General features: G+C 68.0%; 9 protein-coding genes, 1 pseudogene and 1 riboswitch. Of the genes and pseudogenes, 5 read left to right on the top strand and 5 right to left on the bottom strand.

Features of this window, described 5'->3' with window-relative positions:
• Window positions 1–171 precede the first annotated feature (171 nt).
• From G3N94_RS36945 to G3N94_RS36935, 3 genes are all read right to left on the bottom strand, one after another.
• Entirely contained in the window at window positions 172–960 is a 789-nt protein-coding gene (locus tag G3N94_RS36945; protein ID WP_205799173.1) for a molybdopterin-dependent oxidoreductase, read from the bottom strand.
• 40 nt (window positions 961–1,000) lie between these two features.
• Complete coding sequence (locus tag G3N94_RS36940; RefSeq protein ID WP_205799174.1) at window positions 1,001–1,633, bottom strand: cytochrome b/b6 domain-containing protein; 633 nt, start codon at window positions 1,631–1,633, stop codon at window positions 1,001–1,003.
• Between the two features lie 134 nt (window positions 1,634–1,767).
• Window positions 1,768–2,052, bottom strand: coding sequence for a pentapeptide MXKDX repeat protein (locus G3N94_RS36935; RefSeq protein WP_205799172.1), 285 nt, complete (start codon window positions 2,050–2,052; stop codon window positions 1,768–1,770).
• Window positions 2,053–2,239: 187 nt separating this feature from the next.
• A riboswitch (TPP riboswitch) is annotated at window positions 2,240–2,357 on the top strand.
• 81 nt (window positions 2,358–2,438) lie between these two features.
• On the opposite strand from G3N94_RS36935, the gene thiC reads away from it, so the two are divergent.
• The 5 genes from thiC (at window position 2,439) to G3N94_RS36910 (ending at window position 8,001) form a co-directional block, all read left to right on the top strand.
• Entirely contained in the window at window positions 2,439–4,370 is a 1,932-nt protein-coding gene (gene thiC / locus G3N94_RS36930) for a phosphomethylpyrimidine synthase ThiC (protein WP_205799171.1), read from the top strand.
• 261 nt (window positions 4,371–4,631) lie between these two features.
• Window positions 4,632–4,844, top strand: a complete 213-nt coding sequence (locus G3N94_RS36925; protein WP_205799170.1) for a glycine zipper 2TM domain-containing protein — start codon at window positions 4,632–4,634, stop codon at window positions 4,842–4,844.
• A gap of 252 nt (window positions 4,845–5,096) precedes the next feature.
• A complete protein-coding gene (locus tag G3N94_RS36920) occupies window positions 5,097–5,357 on the top strand; it encodes a hypothetical protein (protein WP_205799169.1) in 261 nt (86 codons plus the stop codon).
• Window positions 5,358–5,492: 135 nt separating this feature from the next.
• Entirely contained in the window at window positions 5,493–6,419 is a 927-nt protein-coding gene (locus G3N94_RS36915) for a DMT family transporter (protein WP_205799168.1), read from the top strand.
• A gap of 301 nt (window positions 6,420–6,720) precedes the next feature.
• On the top strand, window positions 6,721–8,001 hold the full coding sequence (locus G3N94_RS36910; protein ID WP_205799167.1) for an EAL domain-containing protein: 1,281 nt from the start codon (window positions 6,721–6,723) through the stop codon (window positions 7,999–8,001).
• A 53-nt stretch (window positions 8,002–8,054) separates the two neighbouring features.
• Here G3N94_RS36910 and arfB read toward each other — a convergent pair.
• Together arfB and G3N94_RS36900 are read right to left on the bottom strand one after the other, a co-directional pair.
• A pseudogene (gene arfB, locus G3N94_RS36905) lies at window positions 8,055–8,458 on the bottom strand (alternative ribosome rescue aminoacyl-tRNA hydrolase ArfB).
• Window positions 8,455–10,615, bottom strand: a 2,161-nt coding sequence (locus G3N94_RS36900) for an AAA family ATPase (protein WP_205799166.1), incomplete at its 5' end; no start/stop codon positions are given. The pseudogene arfB and the gene G3N94_RS36900, both read right to left, overlap by 4 nt.

The following is a 10,615-nucleotide window of genomic DNA, read 5'->3' as shown; positions in this document are numbered from 1 at the left end:
CCCGGCCGGCGCCCGCGCTTGCCCCCTCGCCCGCGCCCGCGCCAGCGCTTGCGGCGTCAGGCGCCTCCGGCTCGAACGACTGGGAGACGTTCTGATTTCCGATATGCAGCGGGCAGGACGGCGTCGCCCTGCGCGCTGCGTCGCGCTACGACGGCCCGGCAGCGCCGCCGCCTAGGACCCGCCGAACCAGTTGTATCCCTGGTCGACCCAATACCCGCCCGGAAAAGTATTGGTCACGAAGATTTCCATGATGTGCTTCGGGTTCTTGTAGCCGAGCTTGGTCGGCATCCGCAGTTTCATCGGGAAGCCGAATTCCGCCGGCAGCCGTTGCCCGTCGTATTCGAACGTCAGGAGCGTCTGCGGGTGCAGCGCGGTCGGCATGTCGATGCTTTCGTAGTAGTCGTCCGCACATTTGAAGCCGACGTATTTCGCACTCGTGTCCGCGCCGACGCGCTGCAGGAATGCGCCGAACGGCGTGCCGCCCCAGCGGCCGATCGCGCTCCATCCTTCGACGCAGATGTGCCGCGTGATCTGCTCCGCATGCGGCAGCGCGTACAGCTCGTCGAGCGTCCATACGCGCTTGCCGGTCACGAGGCCTGACAGCGCAAGCCGGTAAGTCGACGCGTCGACGTGCGGCACCTCGTCGATCCCGTAGAACGCGTTGAACGGAAACGGCCGCGTCAGGTCGGCCTCGGTGTAGGTCGGCGCGAGCCGCTGCGGGCCGAACAGCCAGGCCTGCACGCGGTCGTTCATCCGCGACACCTTCTCGAGAAACGCGTTGACCGACGCGTCGTCCTGCAGCGTGCAGCCTGTCAGCATCGCGAGGCCGCCGAGCGTCACGATGCGCCGGTTGAACAGCCTCCGCGACGGCATCGCGAGCTCGCGCCGCACGTCGAGCACGAGCGACTGCCGGTCGAGCGTCCAGCGCGGACGCGCGCGCGTGTCTTCGGGTTCGGACATGTTGATCTCCTTGTGCGCGTGCGCGCCCCGGGGTAAGCGCCTAGCGTCCGCGCAGCATCGCGAGCAGCGAGCGCGGCACCAGCAGCGCCATCGCGACGTGCACGACGAAGAACGCGACGAGCACCGACATCGCCCAGAAATGCACGACGCGTGCGTTGTCGTAGCCGCCGAGCAGCATGCGCAACAGCGGAAACTGCACCGATTTCCAGATCACGAGGCCGGACAGCACCAGCACGATCAGGTCGACGATCGCCGTCAGGTAGGCGATGCGCTGCACCGCGTTGTAGACGCTCAGGTCTTCGTGCGCGAGCTTGCCGCGCAGCGCCGCGTACAGATCGCGCAGCACCGCCACCGGCGTGACCGGGAAGAATTTGTGCGCGATGCGGCCGGTCGCGATCGCCATCGTCAGATAAAAGAGTCCGTTGCCGGCCAGCAGCCACATCGCCGCGAAATGCCATTGCAGCGCGCCGCCGAGCCAGCCGCCCAGCGTGATGCCGTGCGGAAACATGAACGGCGGATAGATCGGCGACGCATCGTAGATGCGCCAGCCGGACAGCACCATCACGATCGCCGCGAGTGCGTTGAGCCAGTGGCTCACGCGTACCCACAGCGGATGGATCGTTCGCACGGGCGGCCTCGCGGCCGCGTGCTCGGAGACGGGAACGGCGGGCATCACGCACCTCCTCGAATGTGTCTGCAAGCGCAAACCGCACGACGGCAGGTCGAGCGCCTGCACGACGTCGCCCGTCACCGTGTCCTCGACGAACGCGGCCGCGCCCGTCCGCGCGGCGCGCAGGAACAATACGTTCAGTACGACATCTTGTTGTTCGACTTGTCGTCGTTCATCGGCTTGCCCATCGAGTCGTGCGACATCGCGCCTTTCTTCTTCATCTCGTGCTTGGCCATGGCGCCCTTCTTCATGCCGTTGTCCTTGGACATCTCATCGTGCCCCATTGCATCCTTCGACATCGGCGCCTGGTCTTTCGACATCGACGACTGGTCTTTCGACATCGCGTCGCTCTGCGCGTATGCGCCCGTGGCGGCAAACGCGAAACCGGCGAGGCAAGCAGCGATCAGCAGGTTCTTTTTCATGACATCACTCCTTCATGGGTGGGTTTGAGGAGTCGAATAGTCGGGCGAGGCGACGCGACATGACAGCCGCCTCACAAAACATTTTAGTTTTCGCAGCGCACGATCGCGTGCCGCGTTCGGTGCGCGCCGCCGCGCCTCCCATCTGTCCCCGGTTGAAACCGCCGCGAACCCGGTGTATCGTGTGCGCTTGCTAACGCGGGGGTCCTGCAATGCGCCTGGTCAACAAACCGGCAATTGCGGGTGAGAAATACCCTTTGAACCTGATCTGGATAATGCCAGCGCAGGGAAGCGTACGGGCTTCGCCGTCATCCCTCTGACGAAACCCGCCGCCTCACGAATCTCGTCTCCTGCTTAGCTAGCGCCCCACATCAGGAGAAGGAGATCGCATGAGCGCCAATCCGAAGTTTCTGTCCGCCGACGCCCACGTCGACGCTGCTGCCGTCGCACCGCTGCCGAATTCACGCAAGGTCTACGTGACGGGCTCGCAGCCCGACATCCGCGTGCCGATGCGCGAGATCACGCAGGCCGACACGCCGACCGGCTTCGGCGGCGAAAAGAATCCGCCGATCTATGTGTACGACACGTCGGGCCCGTACACGGACCCGGACGCGAAGATCGACATCCGCGCGGGCCTGCCGGCACTGCGCCAGCGCTGGATCGAAGCACGCGGCGACACCGAAACGCTCGCGGGCCTCACGAGCCAGTACGGCCTCGAACGTGCGGCCGATCCGGCCACCGCCGACCTGCGTTTCCCGGGCCTGCACCGCAATCCGCGCCGTGCGCAGGCCGGCAAGAACGTCACGCAGATGCACTACGCGCGTCAGGGCATCATCACGCCGGAAATGGAATACATCGCGATCCGCGAGAACCAGCGCCGCGCCGAGTATCTGGAAAGCCTGAAGGCGAGCGGCCCGAATGGCGCGAAGCTCGCCGCGATGATGGGCCGCCAGCATCCGGGCCAGGCGTTCGGCGCTGCAGCATTCGGCGCGAACGCGCCCGCCGAGATCACGCCGGAATTCGTGCGCTCGGAAGTGGCGTGCGGCCGCGCGATCATCCCCGCGAACATCAACCACCCGGAATCCGAGCCGATGATCATCGGCCGCAACTTCCTCGTGAAGATCAACGCGAACATCGGCAACTCGGCCGTCACGTCGTCGATCGGCGAGGAAGTCGACAAGATGACGTGGGCGATCCGCTGGGGCGGCGACACGGTGATGGATCTGTCGACCGGCAAGCACATCCATGAAACGCGCGAGTGGATCATCCGCAACAGCCCGGTGCCGATCGGCACGGTGCCGATCTACCAGGCGCTCGAAAAGGTCAACGGCAAGGCCGAGGACCTGACCTGGGAAATCTTCCGCGACACGCTGATCGAACAGGCCGAGCAAGGCGTCGACTACTTCACGATCCACGCGGGCGTGCGCCTGCAGTACGTGCCGCTCACCGCGAACCGGATGACGGGCATCGTGTCGCGCGGCGGCTCGATCATGGCGAAGTGGTGCCTCGCGCATCACAAGGAAAGCTTCCTGTACGAGCACTTCGAAGAGATCTGCGAAATCATGAAGGCGTACGACGTGAGCTTCTCGCTCGGCGACGGCCTGCGCCCCGGCTCGATCTACGACGCGAACGACGAAGCGCAGCTCGGCGAGCTGAAGACGCTCGGCGAGCTCACGCAGATCGCGTGGAAGCACGACGTGCAGGTGATGATCGAAGGCCCCGGCCACGTGCCGATGCAGCTGATCAAGGAGAACATGGATCTGCAGCTCGACTGGTGCAAGGAAGCGCCGTTCTACACGCTCGGGCCGCTGACCACCGACATCGCTCCGGGCTACGACCACATCACGTCCGGCATCGGTGCCGCGATGATCGGCTGGTTCGGCACCGCGATGCTGTGCTACGTGACGCCGAAGGAGCACCTCGGCCTGCCGAACAAGGACGACGTGAAGGAAGGGATCATCACGTACAAGCTCGCCGCGCACGCCGCCGATCTCGCGAAGGGTCACCCCGGCGCGCAGGTGCGTGACAACGCGCTGTCGAAGGCGCGCTTCGAATTCCGCTGGGAAGACCAGTTCAACATCGGTCTCGATCCGGACAAGGCGCGCGAATTCCACGACGAAACGCTGCCGAAGGATTCGGCGAAGGTCGCGCACTTCTGCTCGATGTGCGGCCCGCACTTCTGCTCGATGAAGATCACGCAGGACGTGCGCGAGTTTGCAGCGCAGCAAGGCGTGTCCGAAACGGAAGCGCTGCAGAAAGGGATGGAAGTGAAGGCGGTCGAGTTCGTCAAGACCGGCGCCGAGATCTACCACCGGCAATAAGCGTCCGATCAAGCGTCGGATCAGGTGTCGGATCCGGCGCCGGATCAGGCACCTGACCGCTCCGCGATGCACGAAGCCCGCTTTCGAGCGGGCTTTTTTTCGCATGGCGCGTGCGTGCCGGACCCGGGGAAACAAATGATTACGAAAGCGCGAGCGCTCTAACAAGTCCTTACAGCAGGCGTGCGGGGTGGCGCGTAGATTGGGATCATGCGCGGCCACCGATCGGTCGCGTGCTCCGTTCACAACATCAAGGACAAGATCATGAACTCGATCCGGCGTATTGGGGTCTGCGCGCTGCTCATCGCGACGATGGCCAGCCTGTCGGCCTGCGACTCGATGACCGCGCGCCAGCGCAACACGGCGATCGGCGCGGGTATCGGCGGCGTCGCGGGCGCGGCGATTGGCGGCAACACCCTGTCGACGCTCGGCGGCGCGGCCGTCGGCGGCGTCATCGGCAACCAGGTCGGCAAGTAAGCCGGCCGCCTCCGTGCGGGGCGCAGCCTGACCCAGACGAACGGCGCTTTCCGTATGCGGGAGCGCCGTTTTTGCATGCCCGCCCGGGGCTTGCGACGCGGATGCGGAACCGGCGCGGGTGCGCGTAGCGGTGCCCGTAGCGGTGCCTGTAGCAGTACCCGAAATGATCCGTTACCGTTTTACACGTCGTGTCACGGACGTGCGGCGTAAGCTTAAGAATCGGCTCACCGCCCGCCTTGCCGGGGAGACATCATGAACAGAACGCTCGTCGCGGCAGCCGTTGCATGCGCGATGCTTGCCGGCTGCTATTACCCATACGGCTACTATCCGTCCGACTATTACGCGGCGGCGCCGGTCCAGCCGGCGCCGGTGTACGTGGCGCCCGCGCCTGCCTATTACTATCCGGCGTATCCGGCGCCCGGCTACTACGCGCCGGCCTGGGGCGGCTGGTGGGGTCCGTCGCTGTCACTCAATTTCGGCTTCGGCGGTCGCGGCGGCTGGCGTCACCACTGACCGCGCGTGCCGCCGGTCGCCGGCGGCACGCGGATCTTCCGCTTCTTGTCGTTTCATCCGATCGTGAAACGTCGGCCGGGTAGCGCGGTGTAAGATTCAACGCATCCCCTCCCCCCGCCTTCCGGCCCCCGATCGATGTCACCGAAAAACGCCTCCCTGCTGACCGTGCTTGCCGCCCTGTGGGGCGCGTCGTTCCTGTTCATCCGGATCGGCGTGGCCGAGTTCGGCGTCGCGCCGCTGATGGCGCTGCGCGTCGGCATCGGCGCGCTGTTCCTGACCGGTCTCGCGCTCACCCGTATCAAGCCCGCCGATCTCGGCACGCAGCTGCGCCGTCATGCGTGGCCGCTGTTCGTCGTCGGCGCGCTCAATTCCGGCGCGCCGTTCTGCCTGTTCGCGTTCGCCGAACTGACGCTGTCGGCCGGCGTAACGTCGGTGATCAACGCGACGACGCCGCTCTGGGGAGCGCTCGTCGCCTACCTGTGGCTGAAGGACAAGTTGTCGCTGCCGCGCGCGCTCGGCCTCGTGATCGGCTTCGCGGGCGTGCTGACGCTCGTCTGGGACCAGATCGCGAACGCGCACGGCGAAACCGGCGCCGGTGCAACCGCGCTCGCCGCCGCCGCGGCGCTCGGCGCGACGCTGCTGTACGGCATCGCGGCCAACTACACGAAGCGCAAGCTGACCGGCGTCGACCCGCTCGTCAACGCGACCGGCAGCATGATCGGCTCGACCGTGCTGTTGCTGCCGTTCGCGATCGCGACGTGGCCCGCGGCGGCGGTCAGCGCGCACGCATGGGGCGCCGTGCTCGGGCTCGGCATCGCGTGCACGGGCATCGCGTATTTCATCTTCTTCTACCTGATCGCCCACGTCGGGCCGGCACGCGCGATCACCGTCACGTTCGTGATTCCGGTGTTCGGCCTGTTGTGGGGCGCGCTGTTCCTCAGCGAGCGCGTATCGGCCGTGATGCTCGAAGGCTGCGCGATCGTGCTCGTCGGCACCGCGCTCGCGACCGGCGTGATCAAGCGGCTTCCGGGCATGCGGCCGCGCGGCGGCGAGACGGCCTGACGAAGAAGACGGCGGGCGTCGGCCTGACGGCCTTACAGGAACCCTCCCCCCGCTCGCCCGAGTACCGGACGCGCCCGCCTGAGCGCGTTTTCACGTTCTCGCGCTTTCGCGCTGCCGTGCGTGGTTCGTCAGTGTGGAGTTACCCTGATACGCGATCCGCGCGGATCTCGCTACACTCGGATTAATTATCCGCAGGAGCCGGTCAAGATGGGCCACGTACTTCCGCGCCTGCCTGCGCGTGCGATCGCTGCGGCGACGCACTGTGAAGCCGCGTGGCCGTCCGCCTCCGGACGCCGCTGACATGCCGCAGACTCGCGACCTTTCACTCGAATCCCTGCTCGAACGCCTTACGCCCACGCCGGCCGGCTGGCTCGCCGACTATCGCGGCGTGACGTTGCGCAGCGTGTACCAGCCCGTGCTGTCGATCACGCACAAGCGCGTCGTCGGCTATGAAGCGCTGCTGCGCGTCACCGACGCGAACGGCCGGGCCATTTCACCCAGTGCGCTGTTCGACCGCGCACGCGGCGAGGCGGAAGCGCTGTTGCTCGACCGCCTCGCCCGGTGCCTGCATACGGCCAATTTCGTCGCGCAAGGCATCGGCGACGGCTGGCTGTTCCTGAACGTGACGCCGCGCGTGCTCGACTCGGGCCTCGTGCAACGCGAGTTCGTCGAGGCGCTGTGCCATCACTACGCACTGCCGCCGAACCGCATCGTGCTCGAAGTGGTCGAGCAGCCATCGCGCGACGAAGTCGAACTCGCGCGCACGCTCGACATGATCCAGCATCGCGACTTCCTGATCGCGATCGACGATTTCGGCACCGGGTTCTCGAACTTCGACCGCGTGTGGCGCGCGAGGCCCGACATCGTCAAGCTCGATCGTTCGCTGATCGGGCGCGCGACCTGGGCGGGCGAAGATCGCCGCATCATCCATCACCTCGTGTCGATGCTGCATCAGGCGGGCGCGATGGTGCTCGCCGAAGGCGTCGAAAGCGACGACGCACTGCAGGTGCTGATGGAAGCGGACATCGATTTCGTGCAGGGTTTCCGGTTCGGTCAGCCCGATCCGTCGATCGCGCGCGCGAGCGCGACGGTGCCCGCGATGCTCGACGCCGCGTGGGCGAGCTTCATCGCACGCCATCACACGCCGGCGTCGGCCGCGCAACCGGGCTTCGACGCGATCGAACGGCTGGTGCTCGCCGGCGCGGCCGTGTTCGCGGCGACCGGCAACCTGCAGGACGCCGCGCAGCGCGTGCTGGTCGTACCGTCCGCGCGCCGCGTGTTCGTCACGGACGAGATCGGCGAACAGTTCCTGCCGTCGATCAGCGCGCCGGCCGCCAGCCAGAGCGCGGCCGCTACCCGCCTCGCCCCGCTGTTTCCGGAAACGCACAGCAACTGGTCGCGTCGCCCGTACTTCCAGCGCGCGATCGCCGCGCCCGGCCGCGTCGCGCTGATGGGGCCGCACTTCTCTCTGACGGAGGGCCGCGACTGCTACACGGCCGCCGTCGCCACCCATGCGCACGACCGGCTCGTCGTGTTCTGCGTCGACTTCGTGCTCGACAGTGCGGGAACGGTGATGCGCTGACATGCGCCGACATGCGCTGACTCAACGGTGTCGTCAGGCGCCACCCGCCGGTGTCAGTCGACGACCTTCCCGCGCCCGGATTTCACCGCGCCGCGACGCGCCTTGTGCTCCAGCCGCCGCTCCTTCGATGCGCGGGTCGGCCGCGTCGCGACACGCGCGCGCTGCGTGACGGCGACGCTGCGGATCAACGCGTCGAGGCGCGCCAGCGCGGCGTCGAGATTCTTCTCCTGCGTGCGGTGTTCCTGCGACTTGATCACGACGATGCCGTCGCGCGTGATGCGCTGGTCCGACAGCGCAAGCAGCCGCTCCTTGAGCAAATCGGGCAGCGACGACGCACGGATGTCGAACCGCAGGTGAATCGCGCTCGACACTTGTTCACGTTCTGCCCGCCCGCGCCCTGCGCGCGCACCGCGGTCCATTCGATCTCGGCCGGGTCGAGCGTATAGCGGACCATCATCGCAGTTCCTCCGCACGGCGCCGCGCGAGCGCCTCGTCGATGCGCGCGGACAGCCCCGAATCGCGCTGGGTGCGCGTCGCGACGGCCTGCGCTAGTACGCGTCGCGTGCCGATCACCTGCACGCGCGTGCGTGCGCGCGTCACCGCCGTGTACACCAGCTCGCGCGTCAGCACGCGGCCGAACGTCGCCGGCAACACGAGCGCCGCCTCGTCGAACTCCGAGCCCTGCGATTTGTGGACGGTCAGCGCGAAGGCGGTTTCGTGTGGCGGCAACGCGGCCGGCGACACCGCGCGCGACGTGCCGTCCGCGCGCTTGAACCACACGCGCAGCACGCCATGCGCATCGGGCAGCGCGATGCCGATGTCGCCGTTGAACAGCCCGAGCGCGTAATCGTTGCGCGTCACCATGATCGGCCGCCCGGTGAACCAGTGCGCGCCGACCGCGAGCGGCACGCGTGCGGCGCGGCGCACGTGCGACGCGACGAGCGCATTGACGTGCTCGGCGCCGCGCGACCCGCTGCGCGTCGCGCACAGGATCCGGAACCGGTTGAGCGCGTCGAACAGCGGCAGCGGATCCGGCTCGCTCGCGGCGAGCGCGTCGCGCAACGCATCGAGATAGGTCGAGAAACGCTGCGCGAGGCGCTCGACCGTCGCCGCGGCGAGCATGTCGCCGGTATCTTCGTGGAACGACGCAGCGGCCGCGTCGCTCGCCGGCAATGCGTCGAGCGCGTGCTGCACGTCGCCGCGGCGAATCGCGAGCGACAGGCGGCCGATCGGCGAATCGAGCCCGAAGCGGTAATTGCGCTCGAGCCACACCACGCAATCGGCGAGCGGCGCACGCGCATCGGCGGCGACGGCCACGTCGGCCGCCGGGATGATCGCCGCGGCCGCACGCTGTGCATCGTCGCTGTCGAGCGGCGGGACCGCGGCTTCATCGAGCCACGCGAGTTCGTCGGCCTCGATCCATGCGGGCGCGTCGGGCGTGTCAGGCACGTTGGCCGCGTAGCGCGCGATGTCAGCCGCGGACACGGCGTCCGTAGCCGCGTTGTCGTTGCTGGCGTGGCTGGCGTGGCTGGCGTGGCTGGCGTGGCTGGCGTGGCTGGCATTGTCGCCGTTGTCGTTTTCGTCGTCAGGCAGCATGTCGAACAGCGACGCCTGCCGGTCGTCCACCCTCGCCCGAGCGGCCGGCCTCCGCACGACTGCCGCGGCAACCGGCGTCGTTGGCGTCGCTGGCGTCGAGACGGATTCGGGCACCGGCAGCGCCGCGGCAAACGCAGCTTCGTCGATGCCGAGTGCCTGCGCGATGCGCGCGCGCGCGGCCGCGCTGAATGACGGCCGCGCGCTCAGTTCGGCAAACACGGCGCCGGCCTCGACCGCGGCAAGCTGGTCCTTGTCGCCGAGCAGCACGAGCCGCGCGCCCGGCGCGAGCGCGTCGAGCAGGTGCGCGGCGAGCGCAACGTCGATCATCGACGCCTCGTCGACGACGATCAGCTCGTATGGCAGCGGGTTGTCCCGATGATGGCGGAACCCCGCCGCACCACCGCCGCCCAGCAGCCGATGCAGCGTATACGACGTGTCCGGCAGGCGCGCGGCGAGTTCGGGCGGCAGGTCGCCCGCCCGCGCGTGCAGCGCTTCCTGCATCCGCTGCGCGGCCTTGCCGGTCGGCGCGGCGAGTGCGATGCGCAGGCCCGGATGCGCGTCCAGCAGGCATGCGAGCACGCCGACGACCGTGGTCGTCTTGCCGGTGCCGGGGCCGCCGCTGACGATCGTCACGCGGCCCGTCAGCGCGACGATCGCCGCGACGCGCTGCCAGTCCACGTCGCCCGTCGCCGGTCCGAAGTAACGGGCAAGGCGTTCGCGCAATACGTCGGGCGCGAGCGCATCGTCGGCCACGGCCGTGTCGGCCTGGGCGACCAGTGCCTCGGCGAGCCGCCGCTCGTAGTCGAAATAACGCGCGAGATACAGGTGGCCGTGCCGGTCGACGATCAGCGGCCGCTCGTCGCCGCGCTCGAGCGTGCCGAATGCGACGATGCCACTCGCCGCGAGCGCCGCGCGCACGTCGACGAGCGGCTCGTCGTAACGCTGCGCGAGCGCACCGAGCGACACGCAGACATGCCCGCCCGCGGTCGCCCGACTGGCCGCGAACGCGGCCCGCGCG

The organism is Burkholderia sp. Ac-20353, assembly GCF_017104785.1.
Classification (GTDB): domain Bacteria; phylum Pseudomonadota; class Gammaproteobacteria; order Burkholderiales; family Burkholderiaceae; genus Burkholderia.
Note: the sequence above shows the minus strand (reverse complement) of the source record. Positions and strands in the feature narration are given on the sequence as shown.

Excerpts from the sequence above, each read along its gene's own strand:
- G3N94_RS36940 (WP_205799174.1), bottom strand. The coding sequence starts at position 1,633 with ATGCCCGCCGTTCCCGTCTCCGAGCACGCGGCCGCGAGGCCGCCCGTG.
- G3N94_RS36920 (WP_205799169.1), top strand. The coding sequence starts at position 5,097 with ATGAACAGAACGCTCGTCGCGGCAGCCGTTGCATGCGCGATGCTTGCC.
- G3N94_RS36925 (WP_205799170.1), top strand. The coding sequence starts at position 4,632 with ATGAACTCGATCCGGCGTATTGGGGTCTGCGCGCTGCTCATCGCGACG.
- G3N94_RS36945 (WP_205799173.1), bottom strand. The coding sequence starts at position 960 with ATGTCCGAACCCGAAGACACGCGCGCGCGTCCGCGCTGGACGCTCGAC.
- G3N94_RS36915 (WP_205799168.1), top strand. The coding sequence starts at position 5,493 with ATGTCACCGAAAAACGCCTCCCTGCTGACCGTGCTTGCCGCCCTGTGG.
- G3N94_RS36910 (WP_205799167.1), top strand. The coding sequence starts at position 6,721 with ATGCCGCAGACTCGCGACCTTTCACTCGAATCCCTGCTCGAACGCCTT.
- G3N94_RS36935 (WP_205799172.1), bottom strand. The coding sequence starts at position 2,052 with ATGAAAAAGAACCTGCTGATCGCTGCTTGCCTCGCCGGTTTCGCGTTT.
- thiC (WP_205799171.1), top strand. The coding sequence starts at position 2,439 with ATGAGCGCCAATCCGAAGTTTCTGTCCGCCGACGCCCACGTCGACGCT.